The organism is Dokdonella sp., assembly GCF_044227025.1.
In the GTDB taxonomy this organism is placed as follows: domain Bacteria; phylum Pseudomonadota; class Gammaproteobacteria; order Xanthomonadales; family Rhodanobacteraceae; genus Dokdonella_A.
This window is the reverse complement of record NZ_JBGAFX010000005.1, coordinates 236,879-258,523: the sequence shown is the minus strand read 5'-3', so window position 1 is coordinate 258,523 and position 21,645 is coordinate 236,879. Positions and strand designations below refer to the sequence as shown.

Here is a 21,645-nt window from a genome sequence, read left to right as displayed (position 1 = left end):
GCAAGGGCGGCGTCTGGCCCCACTGGGCGCAAGTATTGGCGCCGGGGGCGCGGAAAGCGGGATAATCGCAACCCCTTCCGCGCGCCGAGCCCATGCCCTTCGTTCCCGGTCAACGCTGGATTTCCAATGCCGAACCAGAACTCGGCCTCGGCACCGTCGTGCGCCTCGATGGCCGCACCGTGCAGGTGCTTTTCGCGACCGCCGGCGTGTTGCGCCACTACGCCAAGCAGGCCGCGCCGCTCGCGCGCGCGGAGTTTCGCGTCGGCCAGAAGGTCGCCGGACAGAAACAGCACTTCGTGATCGAACACGTCAGCGAGGCCCAGGGCCTGCTGACCTACCACAATGGCAGCAAGGCGCTGGCCGAGTCCGAACTCGACGACGCACAACCGATCTCGCGCGCGGACGAACGCCTGTTGTCGACGCGCATCGACGCGCCCGACCGTTTCGATTTCCGCCTGCAGGCACTGACGCGGCGCGCGGCCGCGAAACGGTCGCCGGCGTGGGGCCTCGCCAGTGCGCGCATCGACCTGATCCCGCATCAGTTGCGCGTCGCCGGCATCGTCGCGCAGCGGCGTCCACCGCGCGCCCTGCTGGCCGACGAGGTCGGCCTCGGCAAGACGATCGAGGCCGGCATGGTGCTCGCGCGGTTGCTCGCCAGCGGACGCATCGCGCGCGTGATCGTGCTCGCACCACCGAGCCTGACCGCACAGTGGTTCGTCGAACTGCTGCGCCGCTTCAACCTTCCGTTCGCACTGTTCGACGAGGAACGCTGCGAGGCAATCGAAGTCGCTGACGACACGCGCAACCCGTTCGAGGACGAGCAGTGCGTGATCGCCGACATCGACTGGCTCGCCGACACGCCAACGCGTGCGCGGCAGGTCGCTGTCGCAAACTGGGACCTCGTCGTCGTCGACGAAGCGCATCACCTCGAATGGACGCCCGAGGCCGCAAGCCCGGCATATCGTCTGGTCGAACAGCTCGCCGGCGGTTCACCCGGCCTGATCCTCCTGACCGCGACGCCTCAGCAACTCGGCCGCAGCGGACACTTCGCTCGTCTGCGCCTGCTCGACCCCGCCCGTTACACCGACCTCGACGCGTTCACCGCCGAGGCCGATGGCTACGCGGCCCTGTCGTCGGTCGCGACGCAACTGGTCGACGCCGCTCCGCTGGATGCGCCATCGCGCGAACTGCTGGCACAGCGCTTCGACACCGATGCGGCGCTCGGCGCCTTGCTCGTGCGATACGACGAAGACCGCGCGGCCCATGCACCCGCCCTGCTCGATGCGCTCATCGATCGGCATGGCACTGGACGGGTGATGTTCCGCAACCGGCGCGCGCAGATCGGCGGTTTTCCGAAACGCGTAGCGAAGATCGACGTGCTCGACGGCCGCAGTCTCGACGACACGCAACGCCAGCGCCTGCTTGCCGAGTTCCACGCCGACGCGCAGGCGCATCCGCCGGCGGGTGAGCTCAACTACGCGAGCGACCCGCGCCTGCCGTGGCTGGTCGCGTTGATCGACCGGCTCGCGCCGGCGAAGCTGCTGCTGATCTGCCGCACCCAGGCGAAGGTGATCGCACTCGAGGACGCGCTGCGCACACGCAGCGGCGCGAAAATCGCACGTTTCCACGAAGGCATGAGCATCCTGCAGCGCGATCGCAATGCGGCGTTCTTCGCCGAGACCGAAGGCGCGCGCGTGCTTCTGTGTTCGGAGATCGGTTCGGAAGGCCGCAACTTCCAGTTCGCCCACCACCTCGTGCTGTGGGACCTTCCGCTCGACCCCGACCTGCTCGAACAGCGCATCGGCCGGCTCGATCGCATCGGCCAGCACGAAGACATCTGCCTGCACGCGACCGCGCACAACGGTACCGCCCAGCACGCGCTGTTGCGCTGGTATCACGAGGGACTCGATGCCCTGCGCACCAGCCCCTCCGATGGCCGCGAGATCCTGCGCCAATACCGCAGCCGCCTGCTCGCGGAAGCAGAACGGCACGCCGCCGGCGGCGAGGATGCAGATGCGGAACTCGACAGCCTGATTGCCGACACCGCTGCCACCCACCGCGAACTTTCCGCGCTCGTGCAGGCGGGCCGCGACCGCCTGCTCGAACTCGCGACCGAGCGCCAGGCACGCGAAATGCCGCTCGCCGACGCGCTGCGCGCGCAGGATGCCGATCACGGCGCCGACGAGTTCATGCTTTCCCTGTTCGAGCAGTTCGGCATCGACAACGAGGAAATCGGCGCACGCACGGTCGTGCTCGATCCGGAATACCTCAGCACCGACGGTTTCCCGGGACTCAAGGATGGGCCACAGCAGGTCACGTTCGAGCGGGCAATCGCGCTTGCGCGGGAGGACCTGCCGCTGCTGCGCCTTGACCATCCGCTCGTGCTTGGCGCGCTCGACCTGCTGCTCGAAAGCGAACAGGGCAATGCCTCGATCCTCGTCGATGCGGCGCTGCCAACGCGCACCGCATTGCTCGAATGCGTCTACGTGCTCGAATGCGTCGCCGAGCGCAAGCTCGACGTCGGGCGCTTTCTACCGCCGTTGCCACTGCGTGTCGTCGTCGACACGCGCCTCACGACTCGCGATGAGTACATGCCGAACCCCAGCAGTCTGTTCCGCGCGAAAGAACAACCGATCGAAGCCGCGCGCTATCGCCCGTTGCTGGCGAAGCTCGTCCCGCCGATGCTCGGCGCGTGCGAGACCCAGGCACGCCGCCTCGCCGCAACCGAAGTCGGCGCTGCGCTCACCGCGGCCCAACGCGAACTCGATGCCGAACATGCACGTTTGACAGCACTGGCCAAGGTCAACCCGTCAGTGCGCGCGGAGGAAATCGATGCGATTGCGGCCGAACTCGATGCACTGCGCGAGGCACTGTCGAACGCGGCGCCCAGGCTGGATGCGATACGTTTCGTCTGCAGCGCGGACATCGCGGCGCGCTGAAAGCGCTGGTCTTTCGCAAGGGGCGCGGTCAGGCAGCGAGGCCGCGCAGGATCGCTGAAGGACGACCGCACTCCCGAGGCCATGCGCGCTGCGCACTTTTCGGGCGCCGCATGCTCGGGTGGACGCCACCAGGGACGGCGCGACGTGCAAGACGACGCGCCGCCCTGGTCAACTTTTCACCGCAACGCCGTCATCGATTGGCAGATTCGCGGACCGACAAGTGGTCGATGGCAAGTCATTCGGGCACGCTTCCCCAATTGCCCGCCAGCGGGGTGTCCGCCGCGGTCTGTTCGAACCCGTCGTGAAACAGCGCATCGGAATCGAACGTGAAGGTCGTGTCGGCGGGCGCGTTGTCGAGGTTGTACTTCAGGATGAACGTGCCGCTGCCGGGTCGGAATACGCCGATGCCCGCATAGCCGCTGTGCGTCCAGTCGCCAGTGATCGCAACATCGCCGGCGCTCCCCAGCGGATAGGACCCGCTCTCGGCAACCGTGCCCGAGAAATTGCGGTCAGTGACATGGAAGCGGCCATCGGCGCGCCGATACACGCCCGCACTGCTCGCGCCGTCCCCATTCCAGTCGCCCGCCACCGCGGCATCCGTGCTGCTGCCGAAAACCACGGCGTAGTCCGGGGGCCCCGCCTCGAGATCATTCTTCAGGTAGTGCGTGCCCGTGGACGTCCGGAAGACGCCGACGCCGTCCTTGCCGTCACCGTTCCAGTCGCCGACGATCGGGCGATCACCGACATTTCCGAATACGAACGAGTAATCCGGATTGGCGATGCTCAGGCCGGACCATCGGTCCCACAGGTAGAACGTCGAGGTGCTCGGGCGATAGAGACCAGGGGTATCTACACCGTCGCCGTTCCAGTCGCCGGTCATGGCAATGTCTGCGATGTCGGCGAGCGCCACGACGGCACTGATGTCGGGCGTACCGGACGTCAGGCTCTTGCGCAACAGAAAGGTATGGGTTGCAGGTCGATAGATCCCCACGGTATCGGTCTTGCCCATCGTTGCAGCAAAACGGGTGACGACGCCGCCGCTGAGGGCGCCGCTGTACAACTGGCCGTTGCGCGGATTGACACCGAGTCCGTTTGCGCCGGTCTGCGGGAACGAGGACAGGAAGGTTCCGCCGTCGTTGAACTGCACGACCCGATTGTTGTTCAAGTCGGACACGTAGAGGTTGCCGTGCTGATCGGTGGCGAGGCCGAGCACGCCATTGAGGGTCGTCCCCGTGAAAACCTTGATGAAATCGCCGAAGACGGAGAACTGCTGGACGCGACTGCCGCCGTATTCGCCTACGTATACCTGATTCCGATTGCTATCAACCGCGATCCCGATAGGGGTACTGAACTGGCCATCACCCGTGCCAGCCGTCCCCCACTTTCTTACCCAGGCACCGGAGAAACTGAACTTCTGCACGCGATTGTTGTTTTCTTCCGTCACGTAGAGCCAGGATCCATCCGTCGCGATGTGACTGGGATGGTTGAACTGTCCGTCGCCGGTGCCCAAGCTGCCCCACTGCGTGATGTAGTTGCCGCTGTTGTCGAACTTCTGGATGCGGTTGTTGTTGCGGTCAGCAACATAGACGTTGTTGCTGCCATCGACGGCAACGCCCATCGCGCCGTCGAACTGGCCATTGCCTGTTCCGGCAGAACCCCACTGCGTGATAGGCGCGCCGAACTTGTCGAATTTGTAGACCGTATTGCTGTCGTAGCTGGCAAAAAAGACATTGTCCGAACTGTCGAATGCAATCTGCGCGTTGTAACCGCCGACCGCCGGAATAGCGGTAATCGGCGCATGGGCCGTCGGTTGCGCCGAGATCGACATCAGCTCGACCGCTTGCGAAGCGCTGTCGACAACCGCGATCGCCGGCGCGCCGTTGTAGGGTGGTACCGTGAGGGGCGCTGTGACGGCGAGTCCGCGAATGTCGCGAATGTAACCCTCGAAGAACGAAGTGCCCGTGTAGGAACCGTAGTAGTAGGCGAGGTAACTGCCGTTCGCCTCGTAGGCATAGATGTCGCCGGTATTGCCGGCGACCCACACCACATTGGCCTTGTCCACGGCGATACCCAGCGGGGTGGAAAGACCGACCGCCAGGTTGCGTATCCATAACCCCGTCGAATCGAACTTGCTCACGCGGTTGTTGGCGGTGTCCGCCGCATAGATGTTGCCGTTACCATCCACGGCCAAGGCGTAGGGATTGTTGAGCTGGCCGTCACCGGAACCGAGCGCGCCGAATTGTCCCTGATAGATCCCCGCAGTGGAAAACACCTGCACGCGGTCGTTGCCTACTTCGGATACGTACAGCAATCCGTTGACCGGGTTGTACACCAGTCCACTCGGCGCGTTGAACTGACCGGCGCCGGAACCGGGCGATCCAAACTGACTGACGTACGCGCCCGTCGTCTTGTTGAATCGCTGGACGCGATTGTTGCTGAAGTCCGCGACAAAGAGATCATTGCCCACGACCGCCACCTGCTCGGGGCCACTGAACTGGCCAGCGCCGGATCCTGGTGCTCCGAAAGTCCGGATGTAGGTCGCCGATCCGCTGACAATCTGGAACATCTTGACGAAATTGCCGGAGGCGTCCGAGATGAACAGGTCATCTCCATCGGCCGTGACATGGAACGGAAACACGAACGAGGCGGTGAAGTAGCTGTTGAAATGGACGCTGCGGTACCCGCTGGATACTGCAGCGAATTCCGGCAGCACCGATGCGGTGTCGTGAGCGTAAGGCAGGTGTGGCGTGGGCAAATCGCTTCGTGCGACCATCGGGCCGCGCGGGTCCGGTATCTCACCGGAATTTGCCCAGGCAGACACTGCGAATAACGCGCTCGTTGCGAGCGCGACATACACCATCCGATTCGATACCAACATGACGCTCTCCCGGAGTTGGAACGCGTAACGCCCGACTCGCGACTGTCGACTCAGACCTTCGCAGTCCGCTACGTCCATGACTTCCTGCGTTGAACGGGCCAGATGCTACCACCCGCAGCGCTCCAGTGAGGCTCGAGTCGGGCGCCATCGGGTTGGCGCGCGCCGGCTGCGGCGACGCTAGCGGGCCGCGCCGCTGGCGTTGGCAGGCTGGGGTTTCAACGTCGAACGATCCGTTCACGATCACTGGGCCTCTTTTCGCGGAGGCGATCGACGTCCAGGACAGGTGGGCGGAGCTTCGGTACCGGCAATCCGGACGCTTCAACGAAGCGATGGACCGTGCAGACGACGCCAGCAGAACATCCGTGCGCGCCTACTCGACGCCCGCAGCCTCACCTGCGAGAAGGCAGTGCGTCCCGTGAACCGGAAACTATGCAGCCGCCTTCGGCTGCCGCATCAACAACGCAAGCATCGCGGCGAGCTTGTCGCGCATCTCGCGCCGGTCGACGATCAGGTCGATCGCGCCGTGTTCGAGCAGGAACTCGGATCGCTGGAAGCCTTCGGGCAGGGTTTCACGCACGGTCTGCTCGATCACGCGCGGGCCGGCAAAGCCGATCAGCGCTTTCGGTTCGCCGACATTGATGTCGCCGAGCATGCCGAGGCTGGCGGAGACTCCACCAGTGGTCGGGTGGGTCAATACTGAAATGAACGGCACGCCGGCGTCGCGCATGCGCGCGAGCGCCGCCGAGGTCTTGGCCATCTGCATCAGCGAGAACAGGCCTTCCTGCATGCGTGCGCCGCCGGTTGCGGCGAAACAAGCGAGCGGCATCCGCTCGGCCAGCGCGAGCTCTGCCGAGCGCGTGAACTTCTCGCCCACGACCGAGCCCATCGAGCCGCCCATGTAGCTGAAGTCGAATGCGCATGCGACCGCGGGGTTGCCCTTGAGCTTGCCGCGCATCGCCACCAGCGCGTCCTTCTCGCCGGTCTGCTTCTGCGCGGCGACGATGCGGTCCTTGTACTTCTTCGAGTCGCGGAACTTGAGTGGATCGGTCGGCTCGAGCGATGCGAACAGCTCCTGCGTGGTGCCCTCGTCGAAGAAGGCAGCCAGGCGCGCACGCGCGCGGATCGCATGATGGTGCCCGCATTTCGGGCAGACCATCAGCGCGGCCTCCAGCTCGGGCTTGTACAGCACCGCGCCGCACCCGTCGCACTTCTCCCACAGGCCCTCTGGCACCTTGCCCTTGCCGACAGTCGCCGAGCGTGCACGTGGACCGACCAATTTCTGCAACCAGTTCATAGGGTGTCCAACGCTGTACGGATCGGGGCCAGGAATTGTCGCGCACGCATGGCGGCTTCCGTGGCGGCGGCCGCTCCGGCAAGGCGCTCGACCAGCGCGCTGCCGATGACGACCGCATCGGCGAACCCGCCGATCGCCGCCGCGGATGCCGCATCGCGCACGCCAAAGCCGACCGCGACGGGCGTCGTGGCCTGCTTGCGTATTGTCGCGACGCGTTCACGCACCGTGTCCATGCTGAGCCGGTCTGCGCCGGTGATGCCGGCGAAAGATACGTAGTATAGGAAACCGCGCGCCGCGGCGCAGACTTGCGCCAGGCGCGAATCCGTGGTGGTCGGGGCCGCGAGGAATATCTGCTGCAGGCCCGCATCGCGCAGGGGTGCGGCCGCGGCGCTCTCCTCGATCGGACAATCGACCAGCAGCACGCCGTCGACGCCGGCTGCGACCGCTTCGGCGGCGAAGAGCGCCGCACCGTGGATCTCGACCGGGTTCATGTAGCCCATCAGCACGACCGGCGTATGCGCGTCACGCACGCGGAATTCGCTCACCCAGGCGAAGATCTGGCGCAGACCCACGCCTTTTGCGAGCGCGCGTTCGCTCGCGTGCTGGATCACCGGGCCATCGGCCATCGGGTCGGAGAACGGCACGCCGAGCTCGATCAGATCGGCGCCGGCCTCGACCAGCGCATGCATGATCGGCACGACGCTGTCGGGTGAAGGATCACCCGCGGTAAAGAACGGGATCAACCCGGTGCGACCCTGCGATTTCAATTGTGCAAAACGCGTGTCAATACGGCTCATGAGCCCCCCTTCCGATTCTCGTCGCCCCGGCGCAAGCCGGGGCCCAGCGACTGATTTGCATCGCGTGAAGAAACCGGATCCCGGCCTTCGCCGCGATGTCGGGCGAGCAGCCGTGCACTCGTTTCTTGCGCGCACGCGCGGCTCACAGTGAGATTCCCTCGCGCGCCGCGATGGTATGCACGTCCTTGTCGCCGCGACCGGAGAGGTTGCACAGCACAAGCCTGTCACGCGGCAATTCGCGTGCGAGCTTGATCGCCTGCGCGATCGCATGGCTCGATTCGAGTGCGGCGAGGATGCCTTCCGTGCGCGCGAGACGATGGAACGCCGAGAGCGCCTCGTCGTCGGTAACGCCGACGTAGTGGGCGCGGCCGCTGTCCTTGAGGAACGCGTGCTCGGGGCCGACACCTGGATAGTCGAGACCGGCGGAGACCGAGTGCGTCTCGGTAATCTGACCGTCGTCATCGCACAGCACGTAGGTGCGGTTGCCGTGCAGCACGCCGGGGCGCCCGGCCGCGAGTGAAGCCGCATGGTGTCCGCTCGCGATGCCCTCGCCCGCCGCCTCGGCGCCAACGATGAACACGTCGCGATCATTGAGGAATGCGTGGAACAGGCCGATCGCGTTGGAGCCGCCGCCGACGCAGGCGGTGATGACGTCAGGCAGGCGTCCGAACTGTTCGAGCATCTGCGCGCGCGCCTCGCGCCCGACGACCGCGTTGAAATCGCGCACCATCTGCGGATACGGATGTGGACCGGCAACGGTGCCGATGATGTAGAACGTGTCGGCGACGTTCGTGACCCAGTCGCGCATCGCCTCGTTCAAGGCGTCCTTCAGCGTCTTCGAGCCGGACGTGACCGGCACGACTTCGGCGCCGAGCAATTTCATGCGGTAGACGTTGATCTTCTGCCGCTCGATGTCGGTCGCACCCATATAGACGACGCAGTCGAGGCCGAAACGCGCGCACACCGTCGCGGTCGCGACGCCGTGCTGGCCTGCACCGGTTTCGGCGATGATGCGGCGCTTGCGCATGTGGCGCGCGACGAGCGCCTGGCCGATCGTGTTGTTGATCTTGTGTGCGCCGGTGTGATTGAGATCTTCGCGCTTGAGCAGGATCTGCGCGCCACCGACGTCGTTCGACAGCCGTTCGGCGTGGTAGATCGGGGACGGACGACCGACGTAATGTTTGAGGTCGCGCTCGAACTCGGCAATGAAGGCCGGATCGACACGCAGCGCCTGGTAAGCCGCATCGAGTTCGGCGAGTGGCGCGATCAGCGTTTCGGCGACATACGTTCCGCCGTATTCGCCGAAACGGCCGTGCGCGTCGGGATATTGCATGTAGTCGATCGTCGTGGCGGACGCGACATCGTTGCAGGGCTTCGCCGGCATGGAATTCTCCGGATCGGACAGGCCTCGCGGGAGCGCGAGGCGGCGCACATCGCGCGCCTTGGATGGTGAGGTCGGCCGAGCGTCGGCCGGACGGGCGACTGGACTTCGCTGCTATCGCACAGCGGCGGCAGGCACGCGGCGCCAGCGGCGCAGCGAGCGGCCGGACGGGGGCGTCGGGAACGGGCGGTTCAAGCGGTTCATCGATGGGCGCATAGCGTACACGGTCCGGGTCGCTTTCGCCCGCTCATCCGTCGGCCGCACGGACTGCCTCGACGAAACGGCGCATCTTTCCGGACTCCTTGATGCCCGACGCGGTTTCGATCCCGCTCGACACATCGACGGCGTACGGCCGCACCAGCGCAATCGCCTGCGCGACATTGCCCGGGTCAAGACCACCGGCGAGGATTGTCGGCTTGCCGATGCGCGGCGCGCGCTTCCAGTCGAACGTCTCGCCGGTGCCGCCGAGCGCGCCAAGCGCATGGCTGTCGAGCACGAAGCCGCTCGCGGCCGGATGCAGACCGACGTACGCGGCCGCATCGTCGATGCTCGCCATCGGCACCACCTTCACGTAGGGGCGCGAGAAGCTCGCGGCGAATGGTCCCGCCTCGGCACCATGGAATTGCAGCAGGTCCGGCTGCACGCCGGCGATCACTTCCTCGATCCACGACGGCGCGTCGTCCATGAACAGCGCGACCGCACTCATGAACGGCGGCAGCATGCGGCGGATCTCGCGCGCCTGGCTGATGCCGAGAAAACGCTGGCTGCGGCGCGTGAACACCAGGCCGATCGCGTCGACGCCGAGTTCGATTGCAAAGCGCGCGTCCTGGGGGCGGGTGATGCCGCAGAATTTGATGCGTGTGGTCACAGGCAAACCTCGATGGGCAGGTTCCATTGCGCGGGATAGCGCGGCGCGAGAAAGGTCAGTCCAGTCGCCGGTGCGGTGGGGCCGGCCACGCTCCGATCGCGCCCTTGCAACAGCTCCGCCAACCACGCCTCGTCGCGTTCGCCGCGACCGACCGGCAGCAGCGAGCCGACGATGTTGCGCACCATATGATGCAGGAATGCGTTCGCCTCGATGTCGATCGCGATCTCGTCGCCGCAACGCGAAACGGTGATCTCGCGCACGTTCCGGTTGGGCGAGTTCGCCTGGCAGGCGACCGTGCGGAACGCGCTGAAATCGTGTTCGCCGATCAGCGCCTGCGCGGCACGCTGCATCGCGTCGATGTCGAGCGGCGTTCGCTCCCACGTCACGTAGCGACTCTGAAGCGCCGCGCGCATCGGGCGGTTGAGGATCGTGTAGCGGTAGCGGCGCGCGCGCGCGCCGAAGCGCGCGTGGAATTCATCGGACACCGGGCGCGCCCACAACACGGCAACGTCCCGGGCGAGCCGGGAGTTCGCGCCGAGCACCCAGGCACGCTCGCTGCGCACGGCGTCGGAGTCGAAGTGAACGACCTGGCAACGCGCATGCACGCCGGCGTCGGTGCGCCCGGCGCAAGTGACCTCGACAGCATGCGCGGCCACGAACGACAACGCGGTTTCGACATCGCCCTGCACGCTGCGTCCGTGCGACAGGCGTTGCCAGCCGAAAAAGTCGGTGCCGTCGTATTCGATGCCGAGGGCGAAGCGCATTTGAGGGCTGAGGGCAGATGACCGGGGACCCGGGACTCGAGGCCGACGGGAGAGGATAGCCGCTCCTGGGAGCGAGCCGCCGAAACGACGAAGGCCGGGGAAGATCCCCGGCCTTCGAGCTTCACGCGGGCGAAATCAGCGCAGTTCCGAAATCAGGCGATGCGCCTCGGCTTTCTGTGCGTCGCTGCCTTCGGCGACGACTTCTTCGAGCATCGAGCGCGCGCCATCCGGATCGCCCATATCGATGTAGGCCTTGGCGAGATCGAGCTTGGTGCCGGTCGCGTCTTCACCCGAGAAGAAATCGTCATCCAGGTTCGGGGTTTCCTTCATGGTCGGTGCGGGCTCCTTCGCCGCAGGGGTTGCCACCGGCTTCGTCGGCTTCGGCGACTCCAGCGGCGGCAGGTCATCGAAGGAGAACGTGTCCTCGGCAGGCACGGGTGCGGGGACATGCACCGTCGGCTGCGCGCGCGCGGGAGTGGGCGCATTGCCGAGACCGAAACCGAACTCCGATTCGTGCGCCGACGGCGCAGCGGCCACCGGCGTGCCGTGGTCGGCAAATGCGAAATCGTCCTCGTCGAGCACCGGGCGCTCGACCGTGTCGGCGTTGCCGGCATGGCGGGCGTCGTAGTACGCGTCGTGGACCGGCTCACCCGAGAACAGCGGATTGTGCGGAGCGAGTTCCTGCCCCATCGCCTGCGCTTCCTGCCACTCGGGCAGGTGCGGATCGGTGACATGGGCGCGCATTTCCGCCGCCGTCTCCTCGAACCTGGCGACGTCGCGCTCGGCGTAGTACAGGCTGAGCAGTTCGAGGTAGAGACCCGGGTTGCGCGGATCGCGCGCGATTTGTTCGCGCAACGATGCAGCCTCCGCTTCCATCACGTCACTGCTGCTACCACCATGCTGCTCGTGATACGGCGAGTCGCCGAACTGGTCGGCGATGGAGCCGCGCGCCGCACCCGCGGCCGCCGCGGCAGGCTTGCGCTTGCGCATGCCAAGCAGGCCAGCCAGCACCAGCAGCACGCCGCCGCCGAGTGCCGCGGGCTTGACCCAAGGGGCTTCGTACCACGCGGGTTCGATCACGGGCGCCTTGTTCACCGGTGGGGGCGTCGGCTTTTTCGCGGGTGTCGTGACTGCAGGTTTCGTCGCCGTGTCGGTCGTCGCGGTCGTCGGCGGACTTGCCGGCAACGGCGTCACGGTCGCGCCGGACGCCGGAGTGGTTGATGCGACCGGAGAAGTCGTGGGCGCTGGCGTAGTCGACGACGTCGCGCCGGCTGGCGTCGAAGTCGACGGCGTCGTCACCGCCGGCGCGGGTGGAGTCGTGGCTGCCGCCGTCGGTGCCGTGCTTGCCGGCTCGTGCGACGGAGCGGTCGCGGCCGGCGTCGACGGCGCATGCGCTTCACCCGGCTTCGCGGATGCGCTCGCCGTTGCGCTGTCGCCCCAGATGTCCTTCTTGTCGATCGTCGGGGTAGTCGACGGCGTGCTCGTCGCGGAGGTCGCGGCAGGTTTCGGGGTTTCTGCCGGCGCTGTCGCGGGCGTTGCAGTCGCCACTGGCGCACTCGGCGTCGCGGCAGGCTTGGTCGGCGCGGACTTAGCGATGGCGTCGGACTTGGCCTGCAATTCCTTCAGCTTCTGCTGCAGGTCGGCAATCTCCGAATCCTTGAGATTGATCAGGCGGTCGTTCTTGCCCTTCAAATCCTCGAGTTCCTTGACGCGGGACTTCAACTCTCCCGCTTCCTGGTCGCGCGCGGTCAGTGCTTCCTTGGTGCGTGCGAGTTCGCGTTTGATTTCGGTACCGGTACCGGCGCTGCCACCGCTGCCGGGCTGGTCCGCCATCGCGATGCTGTCCTTGCCGGCCTTCGGCGGCACCAGCTCGAGGCGCTCGCTCGGCGATTTGCTGCTGGCGGTCGCCTTCGGCGCCTTTGCAGGCGTCGCGGCGGGACTGGACGGCTTCTCGGGCGCGGCGGCTGCCGCGACGCGCGTCGGCGACGCGCGGCCACCTTGCCAGTCCTCGATCTGCGATCGCACCTCGGCGGCCGCTTCGCTGGCCGAGCCGATCGCCTTCGCCTCGTCCGCGCTCGGAATGCGCAGGATGGCGCCGCGCTTGAGCGCGTTGATGTTGTCCTTGTAGAACGCGTTCGGATTGTTCTTGAGCAGGGCCAGCATCATCTGGTCCATGTTGACGCTGCTGTCCGGCCGGGCGGAGCGCGCGATGCCGGAGAGCGTCTCGCCAGCCTTGGTCGGACCGTATTCGCCCTCGATGACCCTGCGTGGCGCGGCGGCGACCGGTGCGGGCTTCGCCTCCGTCGCGGCTACAGGCTCCTTCTCGGGCTTGGGCGGCTTCTCGGCCTTGGCGACCTTGGCCGGTTTTTCCGCGTGCTTTTCGGGTTCGACCGCCGGCTTGACCGCCGGGGTCGGCGCCGGGGCGCTGGCCACCGAGGTCGGCGGCGCGCTGCGCGCAGGCGCGGTCACCGGCGGATCGAGCAGGACCGTGTACTCGCGCAGCAGGCGTCCCTTCGGCCAGTTCGCCTCGACCAGGAAGTCGAGATAGCTGTCGCGGACCGGCTCCTTGCTGGTGACGCGGATGACGGTCTGGCCGTTCGCGCCCTTGCCGACCGAGAAGTCGAGCGGGATGTTGAGGTGCCCGCGGCTGATGCCGATGCGCTCGAAATCCTCCGCCGCAGCCAAGCTGACGAGCAGGCCTTCGGCTTCGCCGGCGGTGCCCTGGATGACCGGAATCTCGGCGTCAAGCGGTTGATTGAGCTTGGATTTGACGTGGACGGGGCCGAGGCCCAGCGCCATCGCGTTCGTTCCGCCCAACGCGAGCGCGATCGCAAGCGAAAGTTGCAGCGGTCGTTTCATCTAGGCATGCCCCCCGGAGGCGTACGTAATGGACCCAGTTTTTCGAATATCTCGAAACGGGCTTATAACACAATCGTAACTATAGATCACAGATACGATTTCGCAAAGCGGGGGCCCGTCACAGATGGTCCTTTGCGAGCAGTTCGGCAATCTGCACCGCGTTGAGCGCGGCGCCCTTGCGGATGTTGTCGGAGACGATCCACAGATCCAGTCCGCGCGGATGCGACACGTCCTCTCGGATGCGACCGACGAACACCTCGTCCTTGCCCGCCGCATGCGACACCGGCGTCGGATAGCCGCCCGGCTTGCGCTCGTCGACGACGACGATGCCTGGCGCGGCAGCGAGCAGTTCACGCGCGCGCTCGGCGCTGATCTTCTCGCGGGTCTCGATGTGCACCGCTTCCGAGTGGCCGTAGAAAACCGGCACGCGCACCGCGGTCGGGTTCACCTGGATCGACGCATCCTCGAGGATCTTGCGCGTCTCCCACACCATCTTCATTTCTTCCTTGGTATACCCGTTGTCCTGGAAGTCGTCGATCTGCGGGATCAGGTTGAACGCGATCTGCGCCTGGAACTTCTTCGGTTCGACTTCCTGGAAGTTCAGCAGCGCCGCGGTCTGGCGGCCGAGTTCCTCCATGCCCGAGCGCCCGGCGCCGGATACCGACTGGTAGGTCGCGACGTTGATGCGCTCGATGCCGACCGCGCGATGGATCGGCGCCAGGGCAACCAGCATCTGCATGGTCGAGCAGTTGGGGTTGGCGATGATGCCGCGATTCACGTACTGCGCGATCGCGTGCGGGTTCACTTCGCTGACCACCAGCGGGATGTCGTCCTGGTAGCGGAACTCCGACGTGTTGTCGATCACCACGGCACCGGCCGCCGCCGCGCGCGGCGCGTGCACGCGCGAGACCGAGCCGCCGGCGGAGAAGAACGCGATGTCGATGCCGTTGAAGTCGTAACTCGCGAGGTCACGCACGGTTATTTCGCGGTCGCCGAAGTTCACCTTTCCGCCCGCCGATCGTTCGCTCGCCAGGGGCACCAGTTCACCGAGCGGGAACTCGCGTTCCTTCAGGATCGAGAGCAGGGTTTCGCCAACCGCGCCGGTGGCACCCGCGATGGCGACATTTAACTTCTGATGATTGCTCATGGGACCTGCAGGGAATCGGAAGGGAATCGGAAGGGAATCGGCCAAGCATGGAACGGGGAACGCGAGCACGCCAATAACGATTCGATATTGAAACACGAACGACCCGCACAGAAAGCATTGAGGGCGAGCGCACCTCATGAAACCTTTCGTGTCGACCAGCGGGGCGAAGCTCCGCGGAGTCAAAACACCTTCGATGCGGGACGGCGCAACCGCTCCGAGCGGCGCCCTTCGACTTCGCTCAGGACAGGCCTGCGCCCAGGGTGAACGGAGTTGTGAAAGTGCCGTTTCGAAAGTATGGGGATTGACGCACTCAGCCAATGGCCCCCGGCACGCGCGGAACGATGTCGCCAACATCGCCGCACTGCGCGCGATGGCGCAGGGCCTGGTCCATCAACACCAGCGCGACCATCGCCTCGGCGATCGGTGTCGCGCGGATGCCTACGCACGGATCGTGGCGCCCCTTGGTCACGACCTCGACCGCTTCGCCGGCGAGGTTCACGCTGCGCCCGGGAATCAGGATGCTCGAGGTCGGCTTCAACGCGATCGAGGCGATCACCGCCTGCCCGGTCGAGATGCCACCGAGGATGCCGCCTGCATGGTTGGACAGGAATCCGGCCGGCGTGATCTCGTCGCGATGTTCGCTGCCCTTCTGCGCGACGCTGGCGAAACCCGCGCCGATCTCGACGCCCTTGACCGCGTTGATCGACATCAGCGCGGCGGCGAGTTCGCCGTCGAGCTTGCCGTAGATCGGCTCGCCCCAACCCGGCGGCACGCCATCGGCGACGACCGTCACCCGCGCGCCAACAGAGTCGCCCGCCTTGCGCAATGCATTCACGTAATTTTCCAGTTCCTCGACCATCGACGCATCGGGCCAGAAGAACGGATTGGCTTCGACGGCGTCCCAGTCGATCATGCCGTCCGCGCGTGCGCGCGGCGCGAGCTCGCCAATCTGCGCGAGATGCCCGCGTACGCGCACGCCATGCCGTTCGGCCAGCCACTTTTTCGCGATCACCGCGGCAGCGACGCGCATCGTCGTCTCACGCGCGGACGAACGTCCGCCGCCGCGCGGATCGCGGATGCCGTACTTCTGCCAGTAGGTGTAGTCGGCGTGACCGGGGCGAAACGTGTCGAGCAGGTCGCCGTAGTCCTTCGAACGCTGGTCGGTGTTGCGGATCAGGAGCGCGATCGGCGTACCGCTGGTGCGACCTTCATACACGCCGGACAGGATTTCGACCTCGTCCGCCTCGTGTCGCTGCGAGGTGTAGCGGCTGCGGCCGGTCGCGCGGCGATCGAGGTCGGCGCGGAAGTCCTCCGGCGCAATCGCAAGTCCCGGCGGGCAACCGTCGACGACGCAGCCGATCGCCGGCCCGTGGCTTTCACCGAAGGTCGTGACGCTGAGGAGCTTGCCGAACGTGTTGCTGGACATGGAAAGCCGTGCTTCTCGATTCGTGATTCGGAACGGCGACCTGCTCGTCGTCCCCGGGGCGCGCCGGGACCCGGTGCCTGCATCGTCACATCCAAGACACTGGTTTGCGGCATTGATTGGCGAAACGGTCTACTTGCGCGCGCTTGCGGCCTTGTGGATCGCGGCGGCATGCTCGACCAGATCGCGGCGATCCAGCAGGAACACGCCCATCTGGCCCACGTTGAACTCGATCCAGTTGAACGGCACGTTCGGCAGGGTCGCGACGAGCGCGCGTTCGCTCTCGCCGACTTCGACGATCAGCACGCCGTCCTCGTTCAGATGATCCGGCGCCGCCGCAAGGATGCGCAATGCGAAGTCGAGTCCGTCCTCGCCCGCGGTCAAGCCTAGTTTCGGCTCGTGGCCGTATTCGGGCGGAAGTGCGGCGAATTCCTGCTCTGTCACGTACGGCGGGTTGCTGACGATGAGGTCGTAACGCTCGCCCTTCAGGCTGCCGAACAGGTCAGACTTGAGCACTCGCACGCGTTCGCCGACATCCTGGAACTCGACATTCTCGCGTGCGAGCGCGAGCGCGTCGTCGCTGATGTCGGCGAGGTCGACCTGCCAGTCCGGGTTGTGCGCGGCCATCGCGATGCCGATGCAGCCCGATCCAGTGCACAGGTCGAGTGCGCGTTCGACGTGGCGCTCGTCCAGCCACGGCGTGAAATTCGACTGGATCAGCTCGGCGATCGGCGAACGCGGCACCAGCGCGCGCGTGTCCGACTTGAACTTGAGGCCGGCGAACCACGCCTCGCCGGTCAGGTAGGCAACCGGCTTGTGCTCGTCGACGCGCCGGTCGATCAGTGCAAGCACGCTCTGCCGCTCCGCCGCCGTCAGGTGCGCCTGACCGTAGGCCGGCGACAGGTCGTGCGGCAGGTGCAGTGCATGCAGCACCAGGTGGGTCGCTTCATCGAGCGCGTTGTCGTAGCTATGCCCGAAAGTCAGGCCGGCGGCGCCGAAGCGACTCGCGCCGTAGCGGATGAAATCGATGATCGTCGCGAGTTCCTGCGTCACGAGGGGATCCGCGCATGGAAGGGCCGCACAGTATAAGGCCGGAACGCAGAGAGTCGCGGGCGGTTCGACTTCGCTCGCTTGCGCTCGCTGCGCCCAGCGCGAACGGCTGGGGTAGTGCCCGAAGAGCCCGCGTCGCAGCCGCCGTGATCGGGCCGGTATAATCGATGGATGATTTCCTCCCGCACCGCCGGCCGCGTCTCCGCGAACTGGCTGATCCTGATCGCCGCACTCGCGGCCGCCTTGGGCCTTTGGGCGGGCGCACGCTGGTCCGGCCCGCGAACCACTGCCCTGCCCGAGATGGCGAGCGTGGTGCGTTACCCGGCTCCACGCGCACTGCCGGAGTTCCAGCTCGCGCGCAGTGACGGCAAGCCGCTCACGCACGCCGACTGGAAAGGGAGATGGACCATCGCGTTCTTCGGCTACACCCATTGTCCCGACGTCTGCCCGACCACGCTGGCGACGTTCAAGCAGGTGTGGAAGTTGCTCGATGCCGATGCGCGTGAGCGCCTGCGCTTTGACTTCATCTCGGTCGATCCCGCGCGCGACACTCCGGAGGTGCTCACGCGCTACGTCGCGTTCTTCAATCCGCAATTCATCGCCGCGACCGGCAACGATGCCGAACTGACGCGCCTCACGCGCGCGCTTGGCCTCGTGTATGCGCGCGGAGAACCGAAGGACGGTACCTACGAGGTCGACCACGGCGCATCGGCCGTGCTGATCGATCCGAACGGCAACCAGGTTGGCCTGCTGCGTCCTCCGTTCGATGCCTCGAAGATCGCCTCCGACCTCACCGTCCTCGCGCGGAGCCGTTGATGAAACCATCCGTCCTCGTGCAATACGTGCTGCCGCATCGGCTGTTGTCACGCCTCGTGATGTGGGGAACGCGCTGGACGTTCACGCCATGGAAGAATTTCCTGATCGGCCGCATCGTGAAGGCATATCGGGTCGACTTCGCGGAGGCGATGACGACCGATCTCCGCGCGTACCCGCATTTCAACGCGTTCTTCACGCGCGCATTGAAGGCAGGCGCCCGTCCACAAGCCGACGCAGCGGATGCCGTGCTCTGCCCGGCCGACGGCAAGATCAGCCAGGCCGGCGCGATCGAGTCCGGTCGCGTGTTCCAGGCCAAGGGCCAGTCCTACAGCGTCGCCGAGCTGCTCGCCGACGCGGACGCGGCAACGCCGTATGCGCAGGGAAGTTTTGTCACCGTCTACCTGTCGCCGCGCGACTACCATCGCGTGCACATGCCGATTGCGGGCGAACTGATTGAAACCGTGCATGCGCCCGGCCGCCTGTTCAGCGTCGCGCCGTTCGCGGTGGCCGCGATCCCGCGCCTGTTCGCGCGCAACGAACGCCTCGTCTGCCATTTCCGCGGCGAACGCGGCCCGTTCGCCGTGGTGCTGGTGGGCGCGATGCTGGTATCGGGCATCGAGACCGTCTGGGGTGATGTCGAGGTACCCCCCTACGCCTCGCGCATCACCCGCCGCGACTGGCGTGGACAAGGCATCCATCTCGCGCGCGGCGCGGAAATGGGCCGCTTCAACATGGGGTCGACCGCGATCGTGCTGTTGCCGGCGGGTGTGGCGATGCTCGACCCCGCCCTCGCCGCGGAATCCCCGGTGCGGGTCGGTCAGGCGATCGGTCGCCTCGCATCGACCGCCGCCCGACCATATTCAGGCCGATAGCCCCCTTCCCAATCGCTGGCTCATCGGTCACAATGTGACGCACTTCGGCAATTTGTGACGCGTTGGGCGGTCCCAGCGGGTGGCGTTGCCCTAGTATTACGTCCTTGAAACCGGTTTTGCGTCCATCAACAAACCCATGGACGGGCAGGGGGAACACCATGCATCTCATGACCAGACTGATTGCCCTGAGCCGCGCGATGCAGCTGCGCCGGCAGTTCCGCGAGATCAACAAGACGATGGAGCTGCTGCCGCCGAATGCGCGCCGCCAGTTGGCCGGGATTGCGTTGCGCGAGTTCAGCAGCGCCTCCAAGTGCGAGTTCCCGCACCTGTATTCGACCCCGCCGGACGAAAAGTACCGCGCCTGGGGCAGCGGCACCGACATCGGCCTCGAGCGCCTGCGCTCGGACAACCTGCAGGTTCGCCTGCGCGGCGTCGCGCTGTGGCTGACCGTGGCCTTCCACGAGACCAAGGATTCGCCGTTCGGCGAGCAGCAGGAACTGCACCGGCAGGTCATGCGTTCGCTGCGTTCGCTGAAGGAAGGCACGCCGGCGGCCGACATGAGCGCCTGGATGATCGACGCCGAAGCCGCCTGACTTCGGGCCACGCTCCGCGCCCGGCGCAACCCGCACATTCGATTCAATCCGGATTTCGCGCGACAGGACGACGCGTCCGGGTGGACAGTGCGGCCAATGGATGGGCCGCAACCTCTCGCTCCACGACACGCTTCACAGGACGGGACTTGGCGCATGGATGCGCCGCCTTCGCGCACGCAACGCAGGACCTGCAGAAATCGACGTACTGCCGATTTCTTGTGGTGGGCCGTTCGCGTTGAGCGCAGCGCGCGGTGCGCGCGAAGTCGAAACGTCCGCGAATCGCAAATCGCGTCGCACCTGATCCGTGGCGGACACGCCCGGAGGCGATCCCGCCGAAGTTGTCGATCCACAACCTCTCAGCGGCGGCAGGTCGGGACCTTGAGCGTCTGACCCGGCTTGATCGCATAGTGCGGAGCACGCAAGCCATTCGCCACGGCGATTTCGCGCACCGAGCAACTGCCGTGCTTGCGCGCGATTGCCGCCAGCGTGTCACCCCTGCGCACGACGTAGGATCGATCCTTCTTCGCATTCGACGGCGTGCTGCGTGCCACGCCCTGCGCAAGCGCGACGGGCGCGGGTGTCGGCACCACGGCCGCGTGCAGTTCCGCTGCAAGCTGCTGCCAGCGACCTTCGGCGCAATCGCGTTGATAGGTTCTTTCAAGTTGCTGCGGAACGACGATCCGCGCACCGGCTGGCTCCTCCTGCTGCGGATCGAGTTGCGGATTGAGGTTTCGCAAGGTGCGGAACCAGCCGTCGTGCACATTGCCGTCCTGACCGAGGCACACCGTCAGTTCGGCGATCGACGCCGCGCGCTTCAAGGTGATGCTGCCCGGCTTCGCCTCGATCTTCGGGAATTGCAGGTTGTAGCGCTCCGGATGCAGGAACAACCACGCGGCGGCGAGCACCATCGGCACGTATTCACGCGTTTCCTGCGACACGCTGCCATAGACATCCGGGCTCCAGAAGCTCTGCGCGTTCTCGCCCCTGCCCGCGCGGCGCTGCATCGCGCCCTCGCCGCCATTGTAGGCGCCAATGACGAGTTCGAGATTGTTGTTGAAGATCGCCAGCTGCTCGTTGACGTACGCGGCGTTCGCGCGAGCCGACAGGCGCGGATCGAAGCGCTGGTCGAAACCGTCGACGGTGGTGAGACCGAAGCGCAATCCGGTCGCATACATGAACTGCAATGGTCCCGACGCGCCCGAGCGCGACACCGCATGCACCTTGCCGCCCGACTCCTTCGCGAGCATGCCGAACAGCAGCGCCTCCGGCAGGCCGGCCTTGTCATACTCCGGCGCCATCTGGAACCGCAGGTACTGGTAGTTCTCGTACGCGGCCATCAGGTTCGGGCGGTATTGCGTCAGCCATTCCTCGAGCGCGGCCTTGACCGGACCGTTCAGCGCGATGACGTCGCCGAGCTCGCGCCCCTTCAGCAAGGCGATCGAGCGGTTCAGTTGCGGCAGGGTGGTGACCAGCGGCGATGACTCGCCGGCTTCGCCGGTCGCCTCCGGCGTCGACGCAGTGGTCTCGCCCTCCACGACTTGGTCGGATCGACTGCCGATGCCCTCGCGCAGCAGGTTGTCGAAACCGGCGACGAAACGCTGCTGGTCGCAATCGCGTGTGGCGGCGCAGGCGGTCGCCGCCGCGCGCAGGTCATCGAGCGCGGCCTTCATCTCCGCTTGCGCCCGACCGGTCTCGCCGGACCGCGCCAGCGCGAGGCCCGCCTCGTAGCGCCGGCTGTCGTCGTCGAGGCGCGCATACAGCGCGTTCGCGACGTCGTCGCCACGCGCGGCCGCCGGGCGTCCCGCGCGTTGCGGCACCCCGCTGCACGCCGCCAGCACGACCAGGAAAAGCGAAACGCCGACAACTCGAACCGATTGCGTGGACATCGCGCACCTGCTGTTCAAACCACGCACGGTAACCCTTCCGCGGCGCGCGCGGCAACCCGTGCGCGCCGCGTCATCCGC

15 protein-coding genes are annotated in these 21,645 nt (G+C 66.3%); 4 read left to right on the top strand and 11 right to left on the bottom strand.

Going from position 1 to position 21,645, the window contains the following annotated elements; translation table 11 throughout:
- Positions 1-92: 92 nt before the first annotated feature.
- The gene (gene rapA, locus ACILRJ_RS13630; protein WP_395683742.1) at positions 93-2,939 is read left to right on the top strand and encodes an RNA polymerase-associated protein RapA; all 2,847 of its coding nucleotides are present in this window, start codon (positions 93-95) and stop codon (positions 2,937-2,939) included.
- A 235-nt stretch (positions 2,940-3,174) separates the two neighbouring features.
- Here rapA and ACILRJ_RS13625 read toward each other — a convergent pair whose 3' ends face one another.
- The 10 genes from ACILRJ_RS13625 to prmB all read right to left on the bottom strand — a co-directional run bounded on the left by ACILRJ_RS13625 (position 3,175) and on the right by prmB (position 17,403).
- Entirely contained in the window at positions 3,175-5,817 is a 2,643-nt protein-coding gene (locus tag ACILRJ_RS13625; RefSeq protein ID WP_395683741.1) for a hypothetical protein, read from the bottom strand.
- 427 nt (positions 5,818-6,244) lie between these two features.
- Positions 6,245-7,111 carry an acetyl-CoA carboxylase, carboxyltransferase subunit beta gene (accD, locus tag ACILRJ_RS13620; RefSeq protein ID WP_395683740.1) on the bottom strand — a complete coding sequence of 289 codons (867 nt, stop codon included), beginning with the start codon at positions 7,109-7,111 and terminating at the stop codon, positions 6,245-6,247.
- On the bottom strand, positions 7,108-7,908 hold the full coding sequence (trpA, locus tag ACILRJ_RS13615) for a tryptophan synthase subunit alpha (protein ID WP_395683739.1): 801 nt from the start codon (positions 7,906-7,908) through the stop codon (positions 7,108-7,110). Before trpA ends, accD begins: the two co-directional genes overlap by 4 nt.
- A gap of 142 nt (positions 7,909-8,050) precedes the next feature.
- On the bottom strand, positions 8,051-9,292 hold the full coding sequence (trpB, locus tag ACILRJ_RS13610; protein ID WP_395683738.1) for a tryptophan synthase subunit beta: 1,242 nt from the start codon (positions 9,290-9,292) through the stop codon (positions 8,051-8,053).
- Between the two features lie 244 nt (positions 9,293-9,536).
- The gene (locus tag ACILRJ_RS13605; protein ID WP_395683737.1) at positions 9,537-10,157 is read right to left on the bottom strand and encodes a phosphoribosylanthranilate isomerase; all 621 of its coding nucleotides are present in this window, start codon (positions 10,155-10,157) and stop codon (positions 9,537-9,539) included.
- Positions 10,154-10,921 carry a tRNA pseudouridine(38-40) synthase TruA gene (gene truA, locus ACILRJ_RS13600; protein WP_395683736.1) on the bottom strand — a complete coding sequence of 256 codons (768 nt, stop codon included), beginning with the start codon at positions 10,919-10,921 and terminating at the stop codon, positions 10,154-10,156. The genes ACILRJ_RS13605 and truA overlap by 4 nt, the downstream gene beginning before the upstream one ends.
- A gap of 135 nt (positions 10,922-11,056) precedes the next feature.
- Positions 11,057-13,780, bottom strand: coding sequence for a FimV/HubP family polar landmark protein (locus ACILRJ_RS13595; protein WP_395683735.1), 2,724 nt, complete (start codon positions 13,778-13,780; stop codon positions 11,057-11,059).
- A gap of 118 nt (positions 13,781-13,898) precedes the next feature.
- Positions 13,899-14,927, bottom strand: coding sequence for an aspartate-semialdehyde dehydrogenase (locus tag ACILRJ_RS13590; protein WP_395683734.1), 1,029 nt, complete (start codon positions 14,925-14,927; stop codon positions 13,899-13,901).
- Positions 14,928-15,237: 310 nt separating this feature from the next.
- Entirely contained in the window at positions 15,238-16,353 is a 1,116-nt protein-coding gene (aroC, locus tag ACILRJ_RS13585) for a chorismate synthase (RefSeq protein WP_395683733.1), read from the bottom strand.
- A gap of 129 nt (positions 16,354-16,482) precedes the next feature.
- On the bottom strand, positions 16,483-17,403 hold the full coding sequence (gene prmB / locus ACILRJ_RS13580) for a 50S ribosomal protein L3 N(5)-glutamine methyltransferase (protein WP_395683732.1): 921 nt from the start codon (positions 17,401-17,403) through the stop codon (positions 16,483-16,485).
- Between the two features lie 168 nt (positions 17,404-17,571).
- Here prmB and ACILRJ_RS13575 point away from each other — a divergent pair, with 168 nt between their 5' ends.
- The 3 genes from ACILRJ_RS13575 to ACILRJ_RS13565 all read left to right on the top strand — a co-directional run bounded on the left by ACILRJ_RS13575 (position 17,572) and on the right by ACILRJ_RS13565 (position 19,681).
- Positions 17,572-18,216, top strand: a complete 645-nt coding sequence (locus tag ACILRJ_RS13575) for an SCO family protein (RefSeq protein ID WP_395683731.1) — start codon at positions 17,572-17,574, stop codon at positions 18,214-18,216.
- Positions 18,216-19,088 (top strand): archaetidylserine decarboxylase, encoded by an 873-nt coding sequence (gene asd, locus ACILRJ_RS13570; protein ID WP_395683730.1) that lies wholly within the window; start codon positions 18,216-18,218, stop codon positions 19,086-19,088. Before ACILRJ_RS13575 ends, asd begins: the two co-directional genes overlap by 1 nt.
- A 167-nt stretch (positions 19,089-19,255) precedes the next feature.
- Positions 19,256-19,681: a hypothetical protein gene (locus ACILRJ_RS13565; RefSeq protein ID WP_395683729.1), complete on the top strand. Its 426-nt coding sequence runs from the start codon at positions 19,256-19,258 to the stop codon at positions 19,679-19,681.
- 356 nt (positions 19,682-20,037) lie between these two features.
- On the opposite strand, the gene ACILRJ_RS13560 is transcribed toward ACILRJ_RS13565, so the two are convergent.
- Complete coding sequence (locus tag ACILRJ_RS13560) at positions 20,038-21,567, bottom strand: transglycosylase SLT domain-containing protein (RefSeq protein ID WP_395683728.1); 1,530 nt, start codon at positions 21,565-21,567, stop codon at positions 20,038-20,040.
- Positions 21,568-21,645: the final 78 nt, after the last annotated feature.